24 protein-coding genes are annotated in these 24,691 nt (G+C 35.4%); 9 read left to right on the top strand and 15 right to left on the bottom strand.

The features are described from left to right. Positions 1–8 precede the first annotated feature (8 nt). From EK386_RS11025 to EK386_RS11010, 4 genes are read left to right on the top strand one after another with little or no spacing between them, the layout of a single operon-like run. Positions 9–1,109 (top strand): ABC transporter ATP-binding protein, encoded by a 1,101-nt coding sequence (locus tag EK386_RS11025; RefSeq protein WP_126659225.1) that lies wholly within the window; start codon positions 9–11, stop codon positions 1,107–1,109. Next, positions 1,102–1,911, top strand: coding sequence for an ABC transporter permease (locus EK386_RS11020; protein WP_126659224.1), 810 nt, complete (start codon positions 1,102–1,104; stop codon positions 1,909–1,911). The genes EK386_RS11025 and EK386_RS11020 overlap by 8 nt, the downstream gene beginning before the upstream one ends. After that, positions 1,908–2,708: an ABC transporter permease gene (locus EK386_RS11015; RefSeq protein WP_126659223.1), complete on the top strand. Its 801-nt coding sequence runs from the start codon at positions 1,908–1,910 to the stop codon at positions 2,706–2,708. The genes EK386_RS11020 and EK386_RS11015 overlap by 4 nt, the downstream gene beginning before the upstream one ends. Further along, a complete protein-coding gene (locus EK386_RS11010) occupies positions 2,705–3,781 on the top strand; it encodes an ABC transporter substrate-binding protein (protein ID WP_126659222.1) in 1,077 nt (358 codons plus the stop codon). Before EK386_RS11015 ends, EK386_RS11010 begins: the two co-directional genes overlap by 4 nt. A gap of 163 nt (positions 3,782–3,944) precedes the next feature. Here EK386_RS11010 and EK386_RS11005 read toward each other — a convergent pair whose 3' ends face one another. Next, positions 3,945–4,940 carry an MBL fold metallo-hydrolase gene (locus EK386_RS11005; protein ID WP_126659221.1) on the bottom strand — a complete coding sequence of 332 codons (996 nt, stop codon included), beginning with the start codon at positions 4,938–4,940 and terminating at the stop codon, positions 3,945–3,947. Between the two features lie 220 nt (positions 4,941–5,160). Here EK386_RS11005 and EK386_RS11000 point away from each other — a divergent pair, with 220 nt between their 5' ends. Beyond that, positions 5,161–6,351 carry an MFS transporter gene (locus EK386_RS11000; RefSeq protein WP_126659220.1) on the top strand — a complete coding sequence of 397 codons (1,191 nt, stop codon included), beginning with the start codon at positions 5,161–5,163 and terminating at the stop codon, positions 6,349–6,351. A gap of 96 nt (positions 6,352–6,447) precedes the next feature. Further along, positions 6,448–7,215, top strand: coding sequence for a 3-hydroxybutyrate dehydrogenase (locus EK386_RS10995; RefSeq protein WP_126659219.1), 768 nt, complete (start codon positions 6,448–6,450; stop codon positions 7,213–7,215). Between the two features lie 303 nt (positions 7,216–7,518). On the opposite strand, the gene EK386_RS10990 is transcribed toward EK386_RS10995, so the two are convergent. From EK386_RS10990 to ykzS, 14 genes are all read right to left on the bottom strand, one after another. Beyond that, entirely contained in the window at positions 7,519–8,637 is a 1,119-nt protein-coding gene (locus tag EK386_RS10990; protein ID WP_126659218.1) for an N-acetyldiaminopimelate deacetylase, read from the bottom strand. Between the two features lie 13 nt (positions 8,638–8,650). Beyond that, positions 8,651–9,367 carry a 2,3,4,5-tetrahydropyridine-2,6-dicarboxylate N-acetyltransferase gene (gene dapD, locus EK386_RS10985; RefSeq protein ID WP_126659217.1) on the bottom strand — a complete coding sequence of 239 codons (717 nt, stop codon included), beginning with the start codon at positions 9,365–9,367 and terminating at the stop codon, positions 8,651–8,653. A gap of 72 nt (positions 9,368–9,439) precedes the next feature. After that, positions 9,440–10,330, bottom strand: a complete 891-nt coding sequence (gene ccpC, locus EK386_RS10980) for a transcriptional regulator CcpC (protein WP_439331229.1) — start codon at positions 10,328–10,330, stop codon at positions 9,440–9,442. A gap of 74 nt (positions 10,331–10,404) precedes the next feature. Beyond that, positions 10,405–10,845 (bottom strand): cyclic-di-AMP-binding protein CbpB, encoded by a 441-nt coding sequence (gene cbpB, locus EK386_RS10975; protein ID WP_126659216.1) that lies wholly within the window; start codon positions 10,843–10,845, stop codon positions 10,405–10,407. Between the two features lie 138 nt (positions 10,846–10,983). Next, on the bottom strand, positions 10,984–11,226 hold the full coding sequence (locus EK386_RS10970) for a short-chain dehydrogenase (RefSeq protein ID WP_126659215.1): 243 nt from the start codon (positions 11,224–11,226) through the stop codon (positions 10,984–10,986). Positions 11,227–11,309: 83 nt separating this feature from the next. Beyond that, positions 11,310–12,077, bottom strand: coding sequence for a 2,4-dienoyl-CoA reductase (gene fadH / locus EK386_RS10965; protein WP_126659214.1), 768 nt, complete (start codon positions 12,075–12,077; stop codon positions 11,310–11,312). Positions 12,078–12,727: 650 nt separating this feature from the next. After that, positions 12,728–14,380 (bottom strand): putative bifunctional diguanylate cyclase/phosphodiesterase, encoded by a 1,653-nt coding sequence (locus EK386_RS10960; RefSeq protein ID WP_126659213.1) that lies wholly within the window; start codon positions 14,378–14,380, stop codon positions 12,728–12,730. A gap of 88 nt (positions 14,381–14,468) precedes the next feature. After that, complete coding sequence (locus EK386_RS10955) at positions 14,469–16,622, bottom strand: RNA degradosome polyphosphate kinase (protein WP_126659212.1); 2,154 nt, start codon at positions 16,620–16,622, stop codon at positions 14,469–14,471. Continuing rightward, the gene (locus EK386_RS10950; RefSeq protein ID WP_126659211.1) at positions 16,597–18,162 is read right to left on the bottom strand and encodes a Ppx/GppA family phosphatase; all 1,566 of its coding nucleotides are present in this window, start codon (positions 18,160–18,162) and stop codon (positions 16,597–16,599) included. Before EK386_RS10950 ends, EK386_RS10955 begins: the two co-directional genes overlap by 26 nt. A 236-nt stretch (positions 18,163–18,398) precedes the next feature. Then, on the bottom strand, positions 18,399–19,301 hold the full coding sequence (locus EK386_RS10945; protein ID WP_126659210.1) for a chemotaxis protein: 903 nt from the start codon (positions 19,299–19,301) through the stop codon (positions 18,399–18,401). An 86-nt stretch (positions 19,302–19,387) separates the two neighbouring features. After that, a complete protein-coding gene (locus tag EK386_RS10940) occupies positions 19,388–20,701 on the bottom strand; it encodes an MFS transporter (protein ID WP_126659209.1) in 1,314 nt (437 codons plus the stop codon). Positions 20,702–20,928: 227 nt separating this feature from the next. Next, positions 20,929–21,801 (bottom strand): NAD(P)-dependent oxidoreductase, encoded by an 873-nt coding sequence (locus EK386_RS10930; RefSeq protein ID WP_126659207.1) that lies wholly within the window; start codon positions 21,799–21,801, stop codon positions 20,929–20,931. Positions 21,802–22,209: 408 nt separating this feature from the next. Further along, a complete protein-coding gene (locus EK386_RS10925) occupies positions 22,210–22,395 on the bottom strand; it encodes an aspartyl-phosphate phosphatase Spo0E family protein (protein ID WP_126659206.1) in 186 nt (61 codons plus the stop codon). An 88-nt stretch (positions 22,396–22,483) separates the two neighbouring features. Beyond that, positions 22,484–22,672: a protein YkzS gene (gene ykzS, locus EK386_RS10920; RefSeq protein ID WP_126659205.1), complete on the bottom strand. Its 189-nt coding sequence runs from the start codon at positions 22,670–22,672 to the stop codon at positions 22,484–22,486. 186 nt (positions 22,673–22,858) lie between these two features. On the opposite strand from ykzS, the gene EK386_RS10915 reads away from it, so the two are divergent. From EK386_RS10915 to EK386_RS10905, 3 genes are all read left to right on the top strand, one after another. Next, positions 22,859–23,041: a YkvS family protein gene (locus tag EK386_RS10915; protein WP_126659204.1), complete on the top strand. Its 183-nt coding sequence runs from the start codon at positions 22,859–22,861 to the stop codon at positions 23,039–23,041. Between the two features lie 163 nt (positions 23,042–23,204). After that, positions 23,205–23,816, top strand: coding sequence for a CPBP family intramembrane glutamic endopeptidase (locus EK386_RS10910; protein WP_126659203.1), 612 nt, complete (start codon positions 23,205–23,207; stop codon positions 23,814–23,816). A 67-nt stretch (positions 23,817–23,883) separates the two neighbouring features. Beyond that, positions 23,884–24,534, top strand: coding sequence for a hypothetical protein (locus EK386_RS10905; protein WP_126659202.1), 651 nt, complete (start codon positions 23,884–23,886; stop codon positions 24,532–24,534). The last annotated feature ends 157 nt before the right edge of the window (positions 24,535–24,691 follow it).

The raw sequence follows: 24,691 nt of genomic DNA, 5'->3' as shown, positions 1-24,691 counted from the left end.
GTTAGAAAATGAGCGAGACAATTATTCGATTCGAAAATGTGTCAAAGTCCTATGATGACGGAACAACTGTCTTAAAAAATATCAATTTTGAGTTGGAGCGGGGTAAGTTTTACACATTACTTGGTCCATCTGGTTGTGGTAAAACGACTATACTTCGAATCATAGCTGGGTTTACCTCCCCATCAAACGGTTCTGTTTATTTTAATGATAAAAAAATTAACAATGTACCAGCAAACGAACGCCAAGTGAATACCGTATTCCAAGACTATGCGCTTTTTCCCCATTTAAATGTATTTGAAAATGTTGCCTTTGGACTACGAATTAAGAAGTTAAAAGAAAGCGAAATTAAAGAGCGAGTTTTCGAAGCTTTAAAATTTGTTAATTTATCTGGGTATGAGAATCGTGAAATTTCGGAAATGTCTGGTGGTCAACGTCAACGGGTGGCAATCGCTCGTGCAATCGTTAATGATCCAGAGGTGATTTTGCTAGATGAACCACTTAGCGCTCTTGATTTAAAATTACGCTCAGAAATGCAATATGAGCTTCGTGAATTACAACAAAATTTAGGAAAAACTTTTGTATTTGTTACCCATGACCAAGAAGAAGCGCTCGCGATGTCCGATGAAATTTTCGTCATTAATGATGGTGAAATTCAACAATCCGGAACACCTGTAGATATTTATGATGAACCTATTAATCGCTTCGTTGCGGACTTTATTGGCGAATCTAATATTGTTGATGGTGTTATGATAGACGACTTTCAAGTGCAATTTACTGGGAAAACCTTTGAATGCGTTGACCAAGGAATGAAGCCCAATGAAAAAGTGGATATTGTCATTCGACCAGAAGATTTAGAAATTACGTCTATAGATAAAGGAAAACTCATAGTAACCTTAGATACGCAACTGTTCCGCGGTGTCCATTACGAACTATCTACTTATGATCAAGATGGCAATGAATGGTTAATCCATTCCTTAAAAAAAGCAGATGTCGGTGCACAAATCGGTTTAAATTTTGAACCAGAAGCAATTCATGTCATGAGACTGAACGAAACAGAAGAAGAATTTGATAAACGACTTGAATCTTACGGAGAAGAAGATAATGTTTAATAAAGCATCAAAAGGGTCTCTACTCCCATATGTAATTTGGATTGCTCTATTTGTAATCGCACCGATTGCCCTTGTCGTTTATTATTCCATGTTAGATTTAAAAGGAAATTTCACCTTAGAAAATTACCAAGCATTCTTCACACCAGTTTATTTAAAAATGACATTAACAAGTTTCTGGTATGCATTTTTAATTACTGCATTCACTCTTTTAATCGCATATCCAACTGCTTATTTTTTAACAAAAACAACACATAAGCATCTATGGTTAATGCTTATTATTATTCCATCTTGGATTAACCTACTATTAAAAACGTATGCTTTCATTGGTCTTTTCGGATTATATGGACCAATTAATGCAATTGTAGAAGTTTTTGGCTTAGAACCACAACAAATTTTATTTACAGATTTTAGTTTTATTTTCGTATCAGTTTACATTTTTATTCCATTTATGATTATTCCAATATTTAACTCGTTGGATAAATTAAACCCAACTTTAGTGTATGCTGCTCGTGATTTAGGGGCGTCAAGCTTTACCACATTTCGACGGGTCATTTTCCCCCTAACGATTGATGGGGTGAAATCAGGAATCCAAGTAACGTTTATCCCCGCCCTTTCCCTCTTCATGATTACACGTTTAATCGCAGGAAACCAAGTCATCACGCTTGGTACAGCGATTGAACAACAATTCCTTGTATCACAAAATTGGGGAATGGGTTCAACCATAGCCGTATTCTTAATTATCATCATGGTAGTCATCATGTCAGTAACGGGGGGTCAAAAGAAAGGAGGCCGTATACGATGAGAAAATTATCCATTGGTTCAAGACTTTATCTAGTCATCGTTTTCTTCATTTTATATGCGCCTATTTTCTATCTTATTTACTACTCATTTAATAGCGGCGGTTCAATGAATGAATTTGAATCCTTTACACTCGAACACTACAAAGCAGTTTTTGAAGATTCAAGACTCATTGTCATCCTAATTAATACAGTCATCATTGCCTTACTATCTGGATTAATTGCGACAGTCATTGGAACGTTAGGAGCGATTGGGATTGTTTCAATCAAAGATAAAAAAATGCGCAATACTCTACTATCGTTAAATAATGTTTTAATTGTTAGTCCTGACGTTGTAATCGGTGCAAGCTTTTTAATTTTATTTACGATGATTGGGGTCAAACTTGGATTTGCATCTGTCCTCGTTTCCCACGTTGCCTTTAGTGTTCCAATTGTTGTCTTAATGGTTTTACCAAAATTATTAGAAATGAACACTTCACTAATTGATGCTGCCCGTGATTTAGGCGCATCAAAAAAGGATGTCTTAACAAGAGTCATTCTCCCGTATATCCAACCAGGAATTTTTGCTGGATTCTTTTTAGCACTAACGTATTCTTTAGATGATTTTGCCGTAACTTTTTTCGTTACAGGAAATGGATTTTCCACATTATCGGTAGAAATCTATTCGATGGCTCGTGCTGGAATTACACTCACAATTAATGCAATATCTGGCCTTGTGTTCCTTGTAACTGTCCTTGTAGTTATTGGTTATTATTACTTTAATAATCGCGCAAAACTTAAAAACGGGGAGGTACGACGATGAAATCATTAATGCAAGCTGTGATCGCCATCCTAGTCGTTTGTGCCCTTCTTTTTTTCGCAGCAGATCGACTTGAATCAGCCGGGTCAAAAGGCAATAAAGATACCATTACCGTCTTCAACTGGGGAGAATATATTGACCCAGATTTAGTAAAACAATTTACAGAAGAAACAGGCATTAAAGTCGTATATGAAACGTTCGATTCGAATGAAGCTATGATGACCAAAGTTCAACAAGGTGGATCTGCCTATGATATCGCCGTTCCTTCTGAGTACACGGTAGAGATGATGAAAGAAGAAGATTTACTGATCCCACTAGATCATTCGAAGTTACCAAACTTACAAAATATCGACCCATACTTTTTAGATTTAGCTTTTGATCCTGGCAACAAATATACAGTCCCTTATTTTTGGGGAACAGTTGGCATTGTGTTTAATCCAACGAAAGTAGCAGATCATTTAACATTTACAACTTGGAAAGATTTATGGGACCCTTCCCTAAAAGGAAAAGTCTTTTTAGTAGACGGTGCCCGCGAAGTGATGGGGATGGGGTTAAATTCATTAGGCGAATCACTTAACGCAAAAGATGAACAACTCCTTCGCCAAGCAACGGATAAATTAATTACATTATCGCCAAATGTGAAAGCGATCATTGGGGACGAAATTACCCCTTTAATGATTAATAATGAAGCAACCGTTGCCCTCACATGGTCTGGGCAAGCACAAGATATGATGTGGGAAAATGAAGATTTAGACTTTGCCGTACCGGAAGAAGGATCTAATTTATGGTTTGATAGCTTTGTCATTCCAAAAACAGCCGCAAACATTGATGGGGCCCATGCCTTTATTAACTTTATGCTAGATGCAAAAAACTCTGCTCAAAACAATGATTACGTTGGATATTCAACACCCAACCGCGCAGCAATGGATTTAATGGACCCTGAAGTAATTGAAGATGAACGGTTTTATCCAAGTGAGGCATTACGCGACAAACTCGAAGTATACGAAAACCTCGGTCTTGAATGGCTAGGCAAATACAATGAATACTTTTTAGAATTTAAAATGAGTATACGTTAGAAAAGCGGAAGACGCTCGCCCAGCTCCGACAGTAAAAGCAGTTGGCGGAAATAGTTGAAATTTTGGCGGATTTCTACTTAATTTTGGCGGATAAATCGCTCTTTTTGGCGGATATTTTTAGCAATTTGGCGGAAAACATAAAAACGAGCTTTGACGTTCCTAGTCATTGCTCGTTTTCTTCAATTTTCGTAAAATGCCACTGCCCATTTCGCATCGTCTTTTCTAATTTTCCTTTGCTTATTGCATAGTCTAAGTAGCCAATAACCTCTGACATAATAAACAAAAATTCTCTTTCCACCCGCTTGTGATACAGCGCCTCTGCAATCTCCAATGTAGTCTGGTACCCCTTCTCTACTGTTTCCACAATTCTCGATTCTTTTCTTTTTAGACGTTGAAGTTTCTTTTCAATTTCTACTTTATGATTTTGAAACGGATTTTGATGTCCCGGGAATATCCAAGTCGTTGGTAATTCCAAACTTTTCTTTAAAGAATTTTCATATTGCAGGACTGATGGTAAAAGGTTTAAATTTTCATCATAATCAATTAATGCATTTGTCGGCGTATTTTCTAAAACTAAGTCACCAGCAAATTGCCATTTCGTCGCATCGTTATAAAAAATTATGGAATCTGGCGAATGCCCCGGAACTTCAATTACTGTCATACCACCAATGGAATCCCCATCATAGAGTGGTATAATATCTGCTTTTAATTTTAGTTTTTCACGATTTCGATACGTTTGCTCCATTTTTTCAAAGCGATTTCCTGCTAGGTGGATACAACCATATTCTGTATAAATCTTTTGAAAGAACTCTTTTTTATTCCGTAAATACTGTTCTTCAAAATATAATCGTGGAAGTGCTAAATGGTGGGCGTAGATGGGAACTTTTTTGTCTGATAGTACCCGATTGACTACCCCGATGTGATCTTCATGGTGGTGCGTTAAATAAATTTGATCAATATCGTGAATTGAAAGATTATGATGTTGTAACATAGTAAAAAAATATTTTTCATTTTCTATGCTCTGAATCCCTCCATCAATTAACGTAAGCGACTTGCCATCGTCATATAAAAAATAATTTATAGATGTCATCGCACCGTAATTGATTGGAAAAATGAAAGGATACACCGTTTTATCCCCTGATTTTATTGCTTCAACCATTCAATCCCTCCCCTTCCCTAAACTTCCTGAAAAATGAAAGTATTCTCTCTTTTAGGTTAGTTTTTTTATGATCAAAAGTAAAATAATTTTCTTCCATGCACCTTTCTACCTTACTCTTGGAAACTACGACTTTTTTGTAGTTTATCCATATACAATATGGTAAGCTATGAAATACGAATTCAAAAGATATGTCGGGGAATTTATGGGAAGGAGAACTTGAATGTCTGAAAAAAAGAAAAAGTTAGCTTTAGGCATTTTAATGTTTAATATGTTCATTACAATGGGTGGTATTGGGATTATCATTCCAGTATTACCCTCTTATTTAGAAATTTTTGGCGTGGGTGGCCAAGTATATGGTTATTTAATCGCCATTTTTGCTTTGGCACAATTTATCTTCTCACCGATTGCCGGTGATTTGTCAGATCGCTATGGTAGAAAAATATTCATTGTTACTGGGTTAATCATTTATGGACTATCACAAATTCTTTTTGGTTTAGCTACTGATATATGGATGTTATTCCTTGGACGATTTTTAAGTGGATTAGGTGCTGCGTTTATTATGCCTCCAGTGATGGCGTACGTAGCGGATATTACGACTTTAGAAGAACGTGGTAAAGGAATGGGCATGATTGGTGCAGCCATTTCACTTGGGTTCATGATTGGACCTGGACTTGGTGGATTATTAGCCAATGTCAACTTACATTTCCCATTCTATTTAGCAGGAGCTGTTGCATTAGCTGCATCTGTTATCTCAATTATTGTCCTACCTAACATTAAGCCGGAAGTTACCGAAGCGACAAGTGGTAAACGCGAAAATCTATTCAAACAACTTGTACGCTCAGTAAAAACACCGTATTTTGTTTTTCTAATCGTTGTCTTTACATTTAGTTTCGGAATTGCTAATTTCCAATCTACATTATCCATGTTTTTAACGATCAAATTTGATTACTCTCCTACTGATATCGCCATCGTCATTATTATTGGTGGTCTTGCAGGTGTTATTCTGCAGGTGTTTATTATTGATAAGTTGTTTAGAAAATACGGTGAAATGAAAGTGATTTTAGTCAACTTAATTGCAGCCGCGATTACGATGGTACTCATGATCTTTATTGGCGGTTTCTTTGTTATCATTCTCGTGACAACGCTATTCCAAATTGCCACTGTCTTTATTCGACCAGCTGTTAACACGTTAATTTCAAAATTTGCTGGAAATGATCAAGGCTTCGCTGCTGGGATGAACAATGCCTATATGAGCTTAGGAAATATGATTGGACCTGCTCTAGCAGGGGTTTTACTTGAATGGAAGCTATCTTCACCATTCATATTAGGTGCAATTATTTTACTTGGTTGCTTTGCCCTAGCTTATGGATGGACTATGAAAAAAGCTCCAAATTTAATGAAAGCAGAATAATTTCGTAGAGGTTGTACCAGTTATTTGGTGCAGCCTCTATTTTATTCCAATTAAAAGCATATATATCATTATCTTATTTAAAAGGGAGGGCATTTTATGGTAAAAAATAAAGTTGTTTTGATTACGGGCGCCGCACAGGGGATTGGATTCGAAATCGCCAAACAATTCCATGAAAAAGGTGCACAAATTGTATTAACGGATAGCAATGAAGAACAAGTAAAAGTCGCGGCGGCATCACTAAACGAAAATGCAATTGCGCTAAAATGTGATGTGACATGTGAAGAGGACATCAAACGTGCTATTCAAACGACAATTGATCAGTTTGGACGAGTAGATATCTTAATTAACAATGCAGGAATGCAGCATGTCGCGATGATTGAAGATTTTCCAACAGAGCGTTTTGAGCTATTAATTAAAATTATGTTAACTGCACCTTTTATCACGATGAAACATGTACTTCCACATATGAAAAAACAGAAGTTCGGGCGCATTATTAACATTTCCTCTATTAATGGACTTGTAGGATTTGCAGGAAAAGCTGCCTACAATTCAGCAAAACATGGCGTAATTGGATTAACAAAAGTAGCAGCGTTAGAAACGGCTACAGATGGCATCACAGTCAATGCTCTATGCCCTGGCTATGTCGATACCGCCCTCGTTCGGAACCAATTGGAAGATTTAGCAAAAGCACGAAACGTTCCTTTAGACAATGTGTTAGAGGAAGTCATCTATCCCCTCGTTCCACAAAAACGGTTACTCGATGTAAAAGAAATTGGCAATGTAGCACTATTTCTAGCAGACGACGCAACATCGGGCATGACAGGCCAAGCCGTTATTTTAGATGGAGGCTATACAGTACAATGAATAAGATTACGATTCAAAAAATAGGAAAGAAAAAAGAAGTTATACTATAAAAATGTATAAAAGTATCCGCTCACTGAGCAATATCCCCTAAAAATATCTTGTAGTAATTTAATTTCTAAAACGTTTATCCTTAGTAATATTTCCAAACTTAAAAGCCGTGGCCTACCACTGTAGGTCGCGTACTATATCAAGAAACTTTTGATGCTATTCACAAAGCAATACTTTATTAGAATTTTCTATAGCATTATCCCGCGGGATAAATAAAAAAACGGTGAAGAAGTAGGTCTCTTCACCGTTTTTTCCTTATAAACTTCTAATAAATTGTTCAACAAAGTTTGCATTGATCGAAAGTAAATTTTCATCAGGAGTCAATTTTGCATGGTGTAACCCATATTCACAATTTGCCCCTGCCCAAAACAGTGCCCCCGGGATTTCCTTTAAAAAGTAACCAAAATCCTCACCGGTCATTGATTCAGAACATAAATAAGCGTTACATCCTTCAAACTCTTCCGCAAAAGAAAGTAAAGCATTCGCACATCGCTCATTATTATTCACTTCATAATACATAGAACCATAGTCAATGGAAATCGAACATTCAAAAGAGGCTTCAATACCTGAACAAATTGCTTCGATCCTTCTTTTCACATCATTCATCGCTTCTGCATTTAAGGTACGAATTGTCCCTTCAAGTCGAGCATTTTCCGCAATAATATTTTGTACAGTACCAGATGTCATTTTCCCAATTGTAATAACTGCACTATCTAATGGATTAATGTTACGACTAATAATTGTTTGCAATTGTAAAATTAAGTTTGCAGCAGCAACAGTCATATCACGTGTTTTATGAGGATAAGCTGCATGTCCACCAAGCCCCTTTAAATCAATAAATAATTCAGACGTATCGGCAAACAACAATCCAGGACGGGTTGCGACGGTACCTACTGGATACTCTGGTGCAATATGCAATGCATAGATCTCATCAGGTATTAAATCCGCTCTTTCCGACTTCAACCACTGTAGCATCGGTTCTGCTCCACCTGGGCCTTCTTCGGCTGGCTGAAAATATACAATAACATTTTGACTTGGCTGATTAATAGCAAAAGCTTGAACAAGCGCAAGTGCAATCGTCATATGGCAATCATGACCACATGCATGCATATTTTCTTCATGAATGGAAGCGAAAGGTAAATCCGTTTCTTCTATTATCGGCAATCCATCAATATCCGTTCGCCACCCAATTGTTTTTGTTGGATTACTTCCGGTAATTTTTACAACAATTCCCGTTTTCCATGTCACAACTTCTAAATATTGTTGTGGAAGTTGTGCAATTTTTTCAAGTAAATATTTTTGTGTTTTAAATTCTTGAAAACCTAACTCGGGGATTTGATGTAATTCCCTTCTTATTTGAACGAGTGAATCCATCTTTTACACCTTCTTAAATATTTCTTAAAGCATCCATGATTTCTGTTTTTGATTTTGTCTTTTCATCCATTTTTTTCAATACACGAGCAGGTACTCCGCCTACAACCGTATATGGTTCAACGTCGCTAATAACGATTGCTCCGGCTGCAACAACTGCACCTTGCCCAACACGTACACCTTCTAAAACAACCGCATTAGCACCGATTACTACATCATCTTCAATAATAACTGGCGTTGCTGAAGGTGGTTCGATTACACCTGCAAGAACCGTACCAGCACCGATGTGACATCTCTTCCCAACAATTACACGGCCACCTAATACAGCACCCATATCAATCATCGTTTTTTCCCCAATTTCAACGCCAATGTTGATAATTGATCCCATCATAATAACAGCATTGTCACCAATTGTTACTTGGTCACGGATAATTGCGCCTGGTTCAATTCGTGCATTGATATTTTTAATATCTAGCATTGGCACACCCGAGTTACGACGATCATTTTCAACTACATAATCTGTAATTTGATCAGCATGTTCTTTTAAAGTTGGTTCGATTTCGCTCCACTCGCCAAATACTACAGCAGAGTTATTTTCTCCGAATACTTTTGTATTCGCTCCATATGTTAAGTTAGCTACATTTTCACCTTTAACATAAACTTTAACAGGCGTAACTTTTTTAGATTCTGAGATAAATTGTATAATTTCTTGTGCAGTTAATTTTTTCGACATATTGAATCCCCCATACATGTAATTTCTTCTAACATGAAGATTGTACTAAATTTCCGCCTAAATAGCACGTAATTAATTTGTATAATCATAAAGACAACTCGCATGTTTTTGTACGACCTCAACGAAAGCTTCCACCTGCCGTAATTCAAAGGAAGATTCATAACCAATTAACCATGTATCACGAGTTAACCCTAAATCTTTATCTGTGTTTGTAATCGGAATTTTATTTACCTCCTCCCCTTCATTTAACGTAATAGAAGGTAGAATCGCATACCCAATGCCATTCATGGCCATTTGTTTACATGTTTCAATTTGATCGACTATAATTTGACGCTTTGGATTGGATGAAAAATGTCGCTGCCACCATAGTTGGATTTCTTGATAATAGCTTGAGTCACTTTTGAATTGAATAAAGGGCCGATCTGTTGTTAAGATATCATCTATTTTTTCAATTTCCTTGTCCACTAAATACATCATATCTCGAAAAAGGTGTACTTTTTTTCCTTTCCACTCTGCTTGTCCGCGCACAATCCCTACTTGCGCTTCCCCCTCATATAAAGCTTTTACAATTTCTGAACTCCAGCCGGTAATGAGCGAAATTTTCGCATCTGGATATTGTGTCACAAAATCCTTCAGTACTTTTGGCAACCAATTTTGTCCGACAATTGAAGCGCAGGCGATTTTTAATGTTCCATGTACTTTCGACTGAAGTGCCTGTATCGTTTCGAAAACTTCTTCTTTGCGAGTAATCGTTTCAATTGCATATTGAATCACTAGTTCTCCTGCTGGTGTGGGAGTCAGTCCTTTTTGAGAGCGAATAAAAAGTTGCGCTCCCCAATCTTTTTCGATGGACTGAAGACGTTGAGAAAGAGCGGGTTGAGTAAGAAAAAGTCGTTCTGCCGCTTTTCTCATATTTTTTTCTTCAGCTAATATTTTTATAATTTCTGCCTCTGTTGCAGTCAAAATCATCATCCCTATCACAAACGTAATGAAAAATCGACAAAACCTTTAACTCTGGTTTTGTCGATTGAAATCTCTTAATCTACTTGATAAATGTATTTCTTTAATTGCTTTAATATTACACGACGAGTTAAAATACCCGCAAAAGTACCTTCATCATCAACCACACATAAAAAGGCATGGTTAATGACAAGGTCTAATGCTTTTTGGAATGTATCTGTAATTTTTAAGTACATGACGCCTTTATCCATCACATCATCTACTTTTATATTCGCTAATTTATCATATTCGATACGTTCAAGTCCTAAAATTGATTCGGTAATCATTTTTGTACTTAATAATCCGTGTAGCCGAAATTTCGTATCTAATACGGGTACGGATGAATAACCTGTTTTTGTTAATACGAGTAAAGCATGTTCCGCACTATTTCCTACTTGAACATGAGCAACTTTTTCCGCCGAAATAATAAACTCACTGATTGGAGTATCTAATAATGCTCTTCTGTTTGTTGAAATCATGGCCTTCTACTCCTTTATTTGTAAAACTTACGTACAATTACTACCTCACTTATATAATATCACAAATTGTTCACAATTGACCATGATAAGGAGGTAGTATTTCGGAGTAGAAGGATGATTTTTGGTAAATGTCACATACTAATAGCCGTATTTAGCCCAATAATAAAATATTATAATCCCAGTAAACGCCAGGAATACTACATATGATAAAATTATTGGGTTTAAGGCTATCGGATGATCCCTGATTACTTTACTGATTGGCGTATCCGTTATGGCTGCACGTCTTTCAACTTTTTTCATGACTCCTACCGTTAAGTAGTACGAAATAAAGACTAGAATAATCCCTGCTATAAGCGCTGGTATTGTCCAAACCCCAAACATTAGTACACCCCCTTTTTACTTTAGAAAGTGTACTTAGTATGTGTTTCATAAAAGCGCTTATTCTTTGGTGCTATTTTCCATAATTAAAAAGGAAACTGATTTAACCATTGACCGCCATCTAAAGTGACGCATTCTCCATTCATATACGAGGCTTTATTGGATAAAATAAATGTAGCAAGGTCCGCTATCTCTTCAGGTGTACCTAACCGTTTTAAAGGGACAGAATGAAGTGTTCGTTTGGCTTGTTCCTCAGATTCCCACAATTTATCCGCACCACCTGTTCGCTCGATTGGTCCTGGTGCGATGGCATTTACTCGAATACCATATTGATGACCCCATTCCACCGCTAACGTTCTAGTTAGTGATAAGACTCCAGCTTTGGCAGCAGCAGAATGAGCAATCCCCGCACCAGCACCCCATGCATAGGTTGCTACCATATTTAAGATTTTTCCTTTGATATTATTTTCAATCCAATACTTTCCTACCTCGGAAGAACAATAAAATGTACCATTTAATACAATATCAATGACTGCTTTCCATCCGTTTGGTGATAGCTTTTCAGCAGGAACGATAAAATTTCCAGCTGCATTATTTACTAAACTATTAACCTTCCCGAACTTATTAATAGTGAATTGGACCATCGCTTTCACATGTTCCACTTCTCGTACATCCATTTGAAAAGTTTCGATCGATTCACCATTTTTCAAAATATCATTTTTTGCCTGTTGTAATCGTTCTTGATCCCGACCAGTAATCACGACGTTCGCGCCCTCTTTTACAAACTGTTTCGCCATCGCTAGTCCCATTCCACTAGACCCACCAGTTACAATAATCGTTTCATTGTTTAACATCCCATATCCCCTATCCTATCAAAACTGAATGAATATTCATTTTCAATTTTACAGCATTGGAGTCAAACTGTCATTCTATTTTCTGAAAATATAGAAAATACTAAACCTAATGTTTAAGAATTCCTCACCAAAAGTCGAGGTTAACAGTTTAAAATCGCAACCTCAAGATACAGTGATACACCTGTTTGAGGAGGTAGTTCCTAATCTTAATTAATAATCTACACTTTTCTAACTATGAAGTGAAGTTCACTTCGCTTTCCACGGACTTGGCTAATGTATTTATGTATTCTTCCTTAAAGATCTAGTATTATAACTAAACTTAAGCGCCGCGGTCTACCACTGTAAGCTGCGTACTATATCTAGAAACTTTTGTAGGTATTCACAAATGTGAGCGGATCTTTCACTAAGCAACACCTCATAAAGATATGGCATAGTAACTTAATTTCTAAAACGTTTCTGCATTTTCCCTTCAAGGTCAAGTATTACAAACAAACTGAAAAGTCGTGACCTACCACCGTAAGCCGCGCACTATATCTAGAAACTTTTAATGATCTTCACAAAGCAACACTTTATTAAAAACTTTTCAGTATCTACTTAACAACAATAATAAAACCAACAAATTCTATTCACATAAAATTTGTTGGTTCATATTAACGGATTAAATATTGTTCAATAATCTCTTCTACCGGGAGCGGTTTGTTGTATAAATACCCTTGCCCCTTCTTACAACGATGCTGCTTTAAGAAAACTTCCTGAGAAAGTTCTTCCACACCTTCAGCTATGACATCCATCCCAAGATTTTGAGAAAGCGCAATAATCGCTTTCACAATCGCTTCATTTTTTTCATCTTTATTTAAATCCGCTATAAACGACTGATCAATTTTAATAATATCGATTGGATACTTTTTCAAATAACTTAAGGAAGAATAACCTGTACCAAAATCATCCACAGACACATATACACCTAACGCTTTTAAATTCGTTAAAATCTTCTGTGTTTCATCCACATTTTCCATGGAACTTTCCGTTATTTCCAGTTCAATATATTTTGGCTCGACTTCATATTTCTCTAAAATCATTTTTATTTTCTCAGTAAATTGTTCTTGTTTAAATTGTTTTGGTGAAATATTTACCGCCACTCGGACAGGACGATACCCTTTTTCTCGCCATTGTTTTTGATACTTACAAACTTCCTCAAGAACCCAATCCCCAATTTGAAGAATGAGTCCAGATGATTCTGCAAGAGGAATAAATTGAGAAGGCGGAACGAAACCAAATTTCGGGTTATTCCATCGAATCAATGCCTCAAAGCTATCAATTTCATTGGTTTCAAAATCAATTTGAGGTTGCAAATGGATAATCAGCTCATTAAATTCAATGGCTCTTCGTAAATGCGATTCCATCAGCACTTCATTTTGGAACGTATGACTCATTTCTTCACGATAAAATCGATAATGGGCTCTACCATGTTTTTTCACATAAAATAAAGCTTGTTCCGCTTGCAGTAACATCGTTTCTAAATCACGGCTTTGATCATTTAGTATCGTGGAAATCCCAATAGAGCATGTCACAAAATATTCTTGTCCATCAATAAAAAATGAATCTTTGAGCTTTTCAAAAATTTGATTTGCAATGAGATCTACTTCTTCTCGCAAATAATAGCGAACTAACAAGATAAATTCATCACCATTGTAATGAAACAGTTCACATTGTTCATTTCGTAAATCATTAAAGCGTTCACTTATTTTTTTTATCATAATATCCGCATTGTGTTTACCCAAGGATTCATTATATTTTTTAAATCGATCTAAATCAATGAGTAATAGTGCAATATTCTTATCATCTTTATAATCACGATAATGCTCAGACCATCTTACATTTAATGCACGTCGATTTAAAAGGCCCGTATTTTCATCTTGGAAAGTTAATAAACTAAATGGGGTATTATCTTGTAATACTTGCTTAATGATTAAGATAAAATACACATCTTCCTTTGAAGAAACAGGCTGCACATAAAAAGATAGTCGTTTTTTATCCTCATCAACTGATATGTAATTTAATTCACCATTACTATTTTGAATGATATTTACCAACTGATCCCAATGTAACCCTTGAAAAAATTGCTTTGCATCCATTCCTCTTGAAAATGTAACAGGAGATAAAATCGATGCTTTCGAATTAATCATTTCAACGCTATACGCTTGTCGTTCTTGTTGTTTTAAGATGATAACCGCTTCAAAAGGATTTAGTTTCAAAATATCACGCAAGTAATCTTCAATTTCCATAATTGGAAAGTTTATCATAGGTTATCCCCCATTAAATACAAGTAAAATTACAACTTTTCGGAAATAGTGCAGTCTTTTCCAAGACTACACTATTCTACATGAATTTTTATTCTTCCACAACAACCGTACTCATTGCTTCAATTAAAAATTGTTCTTGTGAATTTAACACTTCAGAACTTTGACGCTCCGTTTTATAGTGGTACTTTCCAGTAGAATCTTGTATACGTGCTTTTGCAGTATCTTTTAATTGCGTCAATAAAATGTCCATCACTCTATTTTTAATTTGTTGAGAATAGAGAGGGAATAAAATTTCTACACGCTTTACCATATTTCGCGTCATCATATCCGCTGAAGAAAGGAATACTTTATCTTCCCCATTATGATGGAACCAAAAGATTCGAGAATGCTCTAAAAAGCGTCCAACAATACTTGAGACAGTAATATTTTCACTGATCCCTGGGATACCAGGACGTAAACAACAGATTCCTCTAATAAGCAGTTCAATTTTCACACCATTAACGGATGCTTCATAAAGCTTCACAATTAAATCTTTATCGGTTAATGAATTCATTTTTGCACGAATAAATCCATTGCCGTATATTTTATGCATTCGAATTTCTTCGTCTATTAGTTTAATAAATTCGTCACGAATATCAAAAGGTGCTACTACGATATGATGGAATGTTGGTTTTTCTGTATACCCACTTAAATAATTAAAGAAGTTTGTTGCATCAATCCCAAATTCTTTATCCGATGTAATAATTCCCATATCCGTATAAATTTTTGCAGTAGCATCATTATAATTCCCTGTTCCTAAGTGAACAAAACGTTCAATTTTCCCATGATTTCGTCGAACAACAAGGGTAATTTTGGAATGGGTTTTTAGATTGTTCATACCATAAATAACAAGGCAACCCGCTTGTTCTAATTCTTTAGCCCAGTGTACATTATTTTCCTCATCAAAACGAGCCTTTAATTCTACCAAAACTGTTACTTGTTTTCCATTTTCTGCTGCTTGCTTTAATGCACCGATAATTGGTGAATTTCCACTTACTCGATATAATGTTTGCTTGATTGCTAAAACGGTCGGATCAGTAGAAGCTTCCGTTATAAAATCAACAATTGGTTCAAACGATTCAAATGGATGGTGAAAGAAAATATCTTGTAATAAGGCTTTTTCGTATATATTTTCGTCGGATTTTAAATCTTTTGGTGGTTGGGGAATGAAGCTTTCATATTCTAAATGCTCTAATCCAGGCGAGATCTTCTTGACAAATCCAAATAAAAAAGTTAAATCCAGAGGACCATCTATTTTAAATACATCCGATTCCTCAATTTCAAATTCTTCCAGCAAGTAATCCAGTACGTCGTCGCTCATTTCACCATCACGTACTTCTAAACGGCTCCCTACTCCCCATTTACGTTTCTTTAATTCCTTTTCAATTTCAACAAGTAAATCTTGGGCGCCTTCTTCATGAATCGTTAGATCAGCATTTCGTGTTAATCGGAAGGCTTGAGTAGACTTCACATTATACCCATAAAACAACTTAGAAATATGACTTGTTATAACATCCTCTAATAAAACAAAATCTTTTTCTCCGTTCATGCTTGGTAGCTCTATAAAGCGTTCCAAAACAGATGGCACTTGCACAATTGCCACTTTTTCATGTGGCTCTAGAGAATTACTTTCTTCTTCTAACATCACAAGTAAATTTAATGTTTTCCCAAGTAAAGTAGGAAATGGACGATAAGCATCCACCGCTACTGGTGTAAGAACTGGAAAAACCGTTTCTTCAAATAATTCATCAATATACTTTTTCTGATCACTATTTAACGTTTTAAATTCACGAAGATTGACGTTTTCTTTTGGGAGTAATTCAAAAATTAAATGACGGAACACTTCCATTTGGCGACGAACTAATGCTTGTGTACGTTCAGCAATTTTTGTTAGTTGTTCTTTTGGTGTTAAACCAGATTTATTTTCTGGTTTATGAAATCCTGCTCGAACTTGATCTTGGAGTCCCGCAACACGAACCATGAAAAATTCATCCAAGTTGGAACTAAAAATGGCAAGGAATTTTAACCTTTCTAATAAAGGATTCTCTATATCTTCAGCCTCTTCTAGAACTCGTTCATTAAAAGCTAACCAACTTAATTCACGGTTATTATAGTATTGTGGTTTGGCAATTTCTTGTAACATTTGAAGATAAGAACCTTCTAACTGATTTTCATGTTCACCTTGAGAAATTTCTGTTGTCATCTCCTACACCCTCTTTAATAAATTCAATTTTTACAGGTTTCTTAAACACACGTTCGATATGTTTTTTCTGGCGCTCAGCGTGGTATATCTCTGCCATTGGAAGTTTACTCGCCGTAATATAAATGTGTATCGTATCGTTGACTATTTCAAATTTAATATCCTTTACAACATTCCGTTTGGAAACATTTAAAGAATAAATAAATTTCAATATGGCACCGAAATCTTTCAATGACTTCAATTCTTCCCGTGTAAACCAAGTTAAAAATGGCGCCGAAAAGCGACGGAAATAGTCTTTATTTTTGTAAGATGCGAGTAATGCTACTTTCACCCGTTCTACATGGGACAGTCCTGCAATCGATTGATTTGCAAGTAAATAAAACGTATGTTGATTGGAAGAATCCTGCTCGATGTATTCACCTAATGAAAAAACCTTAGCTGCTTTTTTAAGTAAATTTAAGTGATCCTCGTTATAAATAAATAAATTCAACCTACAACTTTCTTTATAAAACTGTTCTGTGATTGTTGTTAGCATCAAACATTCTTCATTTTGGCGCCCATACTCATAGGTAAGTCTTTTTGCGTTTACATTAAATACATTATTTTTATCAAAGCTTTGTGGATCGCTTTGTAGTACACGATTGATAATTAATCCTTCACGTAATCCCTTTTTACTTACTTGGAACTTCTTAGCACGGACAACACTCATTAAACTACGAAATACCTCGAGGGCAATTTCGATAATGTCTGCTCGATCAGAAGATAAACCATCTAACTGTTTTAACTGTTCAAAAGACATTTTACTTAAGGTTGTACTTAAATTAGTTAAATCGTCTATCTTCATTTCATATTGGTGTACTCCTGATATCGGATAGTTAACAATATGTTGATGAACTTGTGCAATATTACGAGCACTACCACCAATTGCAACAACTGGTAATTGTACGTCCCTGATCCACTCTAATTTTTCAAATTGCTTTTTAACATATTGATGTAAAAGTTTTTTTTCTTCTTCATTAATTATATCGCCAGCAACAAACTTTTGCTTAAGAGAAACTGTACCAAATGGAAAACTTATCGTTTTTTGTAATTTTTTGTTCACAAACAACGTAAGCTCCGTTGATCCTCCACCAATGTCTATTGTAACGGCAGACGGAGTGTCCATGGAATGAGCTACTGCGATATAACCAAAATAAGCTTCCTCTTCTTCGCTTAATAAATCAATGGTAATACCAGTTTCTTCTGCCATGCGCTTTATAATCAAATCTTTATTTTTCGCTTGACGAACTGCCGCTGTAGCAGCAGCATATATGTCCGTTACTTCATAGTCATCTAATATTTTTTTAAATGCATTTAAAGTATCTGCTAAAATAGTAATTCCTTGCTCAGACATTTCACCATTTGATTGAATATAGGTGCGTAGTCTTGCAACCGTTTTAATATTGCCAAATTCACGTAGCCCTTCTTTTGAATTGTATTTATAAAGAACAAGACGGATCGTATTTGAACCAATATCAATAATAGCTGTATTTAAACTTTCCACAGTATCACTTCTCTCTTTTATATTCGATATGGGCTACTTTTATTGTATGTAACCTTCTACTATCAGAATGGTTCATTCGTTCTTGGTTTAAACAATATTTTCCAAAAGGAAATTAAAAAGCAAGTTGCTAGCTGCTCCAAAATGAACAATAGAAAAGACCGGATATTTTAATTAACCGGCCTTCGTCAAAACATATAAAATTTGCTTAAACTTCGAGTCGGAGTTTATATTATTTATTATAAAATCAATTCATCTGTTTTTATGATTAACTCAGCGATTTCTGGCTTACTAATTTGATCTTCAGCGCCTACTTCTTCACCTTTATGGCGTAAATCATCTGTAATTAAACTTGAGAAAATAATAACAGGTAATTTCCCAAGTTCTGGATGTGATTTGATTTTTTTCGTTAAATGATGACCATCCATTTGAGGCATTTCAATATCTGTAATAACTAATTGGACTTGTTCTTCAATTTTTTTACCTGATTTTAATAGTCCTTCTAAATACTCATATGCATCTCGTCCATTTTCAAAAAACTCAAGATTTACATATCCTGCTTCATTCATTGTGTCATGAAGCAATTTACGTAGAAGCGGGGAATCTTCTGCACAGACAATTTTCTTTTCTGAGCGTTGGCGTTTCCCTAGTTTTTTAACCGATTCCATACTAATGCCTGAATCTGGGTTAATGTCGACCATAATTTTCTCAAAATCTAATAATAAGATCATCGAGTTGTTTTGTTTAATTACGCCGATTACTTGTGAAGTACCACCTTGATACATATCAGATGGCTTCTCAATTTGATCCCAAGAAATACGGTGAATTTGCGTAACATTATCCACATGGAAAACTACTTTTTGTTTATTGAATTCCGCCACAATATATTTTTGTTGTGAGCTAAATTCCCCACTCGGAATACCTAATACTTTTAGCATGTTTACAACTGGTAATACTTCACCGCGCAACTGAACGATCCCCTCAACATGTGGGTGTGCATGGGGAATAAATGTAACTGGAATCGGTTGAATGATTTCTTTTACTTTAATAACATTAATTCCAAACTTATTATTTGAAACTTCAAACTCTACTATTTCAAGTTCATTTGTTCCACTCTCAAGTAAAATACCTTTTTGCTCCATAAGTTTCCCGCTCCTTCCCTAACTATAAATATCTAGTAATATAATTTGATTGTATCATAGGGAAGTCTTTTCTCCTATAATCGTTTTTACGTTTCATTCTTAACTTTTAAATGTACAAGAAGTCCGATAATTGTAAGGATAATTAATGACCCTAATGCAACTCTACTAGCTAATGTACCGTAGTCTTTTAACAAAAGTGTCACAGTTCCATAAGTGGCTGGTCCGATGATAGACGATACTTTCCCGGAAAAAGCAAATAGACCGAAAAATTGACCGCGTTTTTCCTCTGGTGAGAGTTCAATAATAAGTGTTCGAGACGTCACCCACATTGAGCCAAGGGAAATCCCAAACATACTACCTGCAATCCAGAACATCCATTGGTGGGTAGCGAAAACCGCAACAGTTAGGGCTATGATCATGAGAATTGCCACAATGGTAACCGCTCTCCTTGCACCAATTGCTTTTGTAATATAACCAAAAACTAAAGAACCTATTACTGTAGAGATGGTACTTACTAAATAAAGAATGATAAATTGACCAGAAGAAAACCCTACAATAGCTGTTGCATATACGGCCATCATGGCAATAGTTGTTGCAATAGCATCATTTAAGAAAAAGTATGCAATCATGAAGGTAAATATAGATTTGTGCTTTTTCATTTCTTTAAATGTATGAACAATTTCCTTATAACCATCTAAAAATTTCATCGACTTACGTTGGGCTTTAGGAATAGGTTGATCTTTTATAAAGAAAAATAATGGCAATGAGAAAAGCAAATAAAGAATGGCGGTTGGAATAAAGGCGCGATGGAAATCTCCATCACTTACAAACAAGTAAACTAGTAAACCAAAAATCGTACCTAAATACCCTACTGCAACTCCAAAACCTGATATAAGGGGCATTTCTTCTTTTGTCCCAAGGTCGGCCATCATCGTATCATAAAATACTAAACTTGAATTAAAGAAAAATTTTGCGATAACAAAGCTAATCACAACTAAAAATAAACTCAATGGTATTCCCGAATAGTCGAGATTAAAATCAAACTGAGCAAAAACACCCATGAGAAACGTGAAAAGGATGGAAATCGAAGCAAACCAAACAATGAACCTTTTTTTGTATCCGGTATTATCAATCCATACCCCAAACAGAGGCGAAAATAAAACTAAAAAGAAACTTGCAACCGCATTGGCATATGAAATAAATGTGCTCGCTACTTGCTGTCGTACTTCGTTTGTCCCTAACACTTCATCCATGTAGAAAGGAAAAAACACCGTATTAATGTTGGACGAAAAAATCGTGTTAGCAAAGTCATAAAATGCCCATGAAAGAATAGGTAAAGACAGAAATAAAGCAAGCTGACTTCTTTGCCCAGGGATTGTATTCCTTTGTTGTTTGGCCATTTACTCTCTCCTATCCTTTAAATTGGTTTCAAGGTCTACTTTATCCCGCATTAACGGGCAGTAATGTATCTGTACCGAAAGCTTTAGCTACAGGTACAAGACTCCCACCTCAAGATTTTAGTGAAGCGAAAAAGATAAGTGGGAGATCAACTGCCCGTAAAAGCCCGATTGGTTCAACTAACAATCCGTGGGGGATGAAGAAAACCCCCACGGATTGAAGTTTCACTTTATCCTTCATAATACTTTATTAATGCTTGGGTTCCTTTTTCTCCATAGCCTTTTTCTATAAGGGTTGTATATAGCTCCTTTGATAATTTTAAACCCGGTAAATCTAAATTCATGCGTTCTGCTTCGTTAATTGCTATATTCATGTCTTTTAGAAAGTGTTTGATGTAAAAGCCTGGTTCTAAATCCCCTTTTATCATACGGGGACCAAGATTCGATAACGACCACGATCCTGCTGCACCACTCGAAATTGATTGAAATACTTTTTCAATATCTAAACCTGCTTTTAAGCCATAGCTAATGGACTCACAAACACCAATCATATTTGTCGTTATTAAAATTTGGTTACACATTTTTGTATGTTGACCAGCTCCAGCTCCACCTTGATACACTATATTCGAGCCGAATAATTGTAGAATCGGATATACTTCTGAAAATGTATCTTGATCTCCCCCGACCATAATCGAAAGTGTGCCATTTTTTGCACCAATATCACCGCCAGAAACAGGTGCATCAAGACTACCAATGCCATTCTTCTTTGCCTCATCGTACAGTTTGATTGCTAGTGAGGGCTCAGATGTCGTCATATCGATAACAATGGCACCCTTTTTAGCGGCTTGAAATATACCATCTTCACCACAATATACTTCTTCGACATCAGATGGAAAACCAACCATTGTGAATATAATATCTTTATTTTCTGCCGCTTTACTTGGGGTTTCAGCCCATAAAGCACCCTGATTTAATAACTCTTGTGCTTTCTCTTTTGTACGCGTATAAATTGTTACTTCATAATTCGCTTTTAATAAATGTTGAACGATACTTGATCCCATTACACCAGTACCGATAAAGGCGATTTTTTTACTTTGTCCCATGACTACGTGTCTCCTTTACATCTTCCATTTATCCCGCATTAACGGGCAGTAATGTATCTGTACCGAAAGCTTTACGACAGGTACAAGACTCCCACTTCAAGATTTTAGTGAAGCGAAAAAGATAAGTGGGAGATCAACTGCCTATAAAAGCCCGATTGGTTCAACTAACAATCCGTGGGGGATGAAGAAAACCCCCACGGATTGAAGTTTCACTTTATTTTAGTGTATCAAAAGAATTGTTACTTGTAGATATTTGTGTGGAATAATTACACATTTTTTACATTTTACCCACAAAAAAGAGAGCAGGAAGTATAAACTCCTGCTCTAAAAGGGGGAAATGAGAATGTTGCTGTGTTCATAATTAATATTCCCATGCCTAAAAAATTTTAAACCAATATTTCAAAAAAATTATTGTATATATTTATGGTGCTGTTCATTTTCTAATAGAGTGGGTTCATCATCAATTTGATTCATTAGTCGATCTAATTTTTTACTCAAACGAATTGTTTTTGGGTTTTGAAGACCATTTTCCATTCCCGATTCAATCATCAATTGTCTTGTCTCTTCAAGTTTTTTCAAAAGGTTTCTTCCCACAAAACCCCTCCTAAAATTCGTGATGTTCTCCCATTATAATATTTTCCTACTAATAATAGGGTGAAAATCCTTTGACAAAGTTCGACATTTAACTTCTAGGCTGGTCTAAAAAGGTAAAAACAACATTCCCCCCCTGTTTAGCCTCTCCCCGGAAATGTTTAAATAATTCGTCCTTCACTAATACCTCACGAAATTGTAAAAACTCTTCTTTTTTAATTTCTATACTCTTTACTTCCCGTTTTTTTAGTTGTTCAATCATATTTTTATAAATTTCCATAAAAAACACCTTACTTTCATGTAAAAATCCGTGACATCCGTCGGGGCTTTATCTTCATTTAGCTGATATTTATTAGCTTAATGAAGATAAAATAGTTAAAATTGATGAATTATTCAAAAAGCTCTTTACTTTTTTTAAAAATTAATGCAAACTTTCTTAATATTAGTCGATAAGGAGCTGACTCTTATGAAAATAGCAGAGGTTGGAAATATTGTCGAGTTTAAAGAGGGTTTAAAAGGCATTGTTGAAAAAGTAAATGAAAACTCTGTAATTGTAGACTTAACAATTATGGATAATTTTCATGACCTTGAGATGGAAGAAAAAACAGTTGTAAACCATAAACGATATAAAATAGTAACTCAATTTTAACCAATGAAATTACTACCATATATCATGGTACTGATTAAAACAAATAACCGTCATTTTCACTTTCCTACATCAAACAGTATATTAATTTAATTTCCCTTTCTATCGTTAAAAGATGATAGGGAAATTTTTTTTTGATAATATGTTAAGGAGGAGGTTAGAACAAATGAGATTTTCTAAACAAAATGTAGCACTCCTTCTTTCATTGTTATTCATCTATACCATATTATTTTACACTTTTGAGGAATCTCAAATCTTTTGGTATCTTTACACCTTTACACTGCTTGTCGGTATCGCAATCGCGACAATTGCAGGAGATTTTAAGGACGAGCTTCCAACATGGAAATATCTAATTTTTGGAGTGGGTTACGGTACCATTCTCTATGCAATCGTAAAGTTAGGTTATATTGTATTAGTAAAAATTGATGGAAGTACTGCAAAAACTATCTCAAAATTTTTAAATGAATATGGTCCAGCAAACATTTGGCATTACCTATTATTAATTTTTATTATCGTTGTGGGTGAAGAACTATTCTGGCGAGGGTATATTCAGCAACAATTAAAAAAATGGGTATCTCCTTGGATTGCTGTACTGATTACAAGCGTGTTATTTGCCTTTTCAGTATGGATTAGTGGATTTGTACTTGGAGCCGTTGCAGCGCTTGTTACAGGCCTTGTATGGGGCTTCCTTTATGAGTGGAAGAAGAGTATGCCACTCATCATCGTCTCTCACGAAGTATTTATCTTATTATTATTTATGATTGCCCCATTGTCTTAAAGCGATGGAGGAATTTTGAAACTTTTAGCAAATTTAAACGTTTAATACAACAAGGAGGATAAATTTTATGAAAATGAACTTTCGATTATTATTGACCTTTGTGCTAGCATTACTAGTTCTAACAGCATGTAACACTGCAGATCCACAAACAGAACCCGCTAGTGATACGATTACTGCTGACGATAGTAAAATTAAAGATAGTGTAGAAACGGATAATCCACCTATAACGAACGAAGAAGAACCAACAAACGATGGAAACGGGCAATCCATTACTTATACGTCAAATGATAAAGAGCATACAGAAAAAACTACTTCAATCGATAGCGAACTATATACAATACAAGCGATACCTGGGTTTTCACTAACTGCAGAAGAACCTGGTCGAGATGTGTTATTCCTTGAAAAAGATGACGCTATATTTATGCGTATTGAACCAATGTCTGTAAATGATACAACGTTTGAAAATATCGTTACCAATACAGAAGAAACGATGAAAGCTATAAGTGAGCAATATGAAGCCTTTGATTTAACACCTTATGTGAAAGCTGGTCAATATAAAAATTCGACTGCATATATGGCAAACTTAGGTGAAGAAGAAGTTATTATGGTTGTACTTGAAAAAGATGAATTCATTTACCGTTTATCCATCTATGACAAAACATCACATGATTTATCCGATGCAATGATGAAAATGGGGTTAACAATTACTGCAAAATAACAACAAATAAACCATTGTATCATTATGAAACAAAAAAGGCATTCAGATCACTTCTGAATGCCTCAGACTGTAGACAAACTCGATAAATTTCGAGTTTGCCTACAGTCTTTTTTCTTTTACAATAAACTTAAGAAATTTCTAAAAGTAAAATGAAAAC

Source organism: Lysinibacillus antri, from assembly GCF_003977595.1.
Taxonomy (GTDB): domain Bacteria; phylum Bacillota; class Bacilli; order Bacillales_A; family Planococcaceae; genus Ureibacillus; species Ureibacillus antri.
The sequence above is the reverse complement of the archived record's forward strand: the minus strand, read 5'-3'. Positions and strand labels throughout refer to the sequence as shown.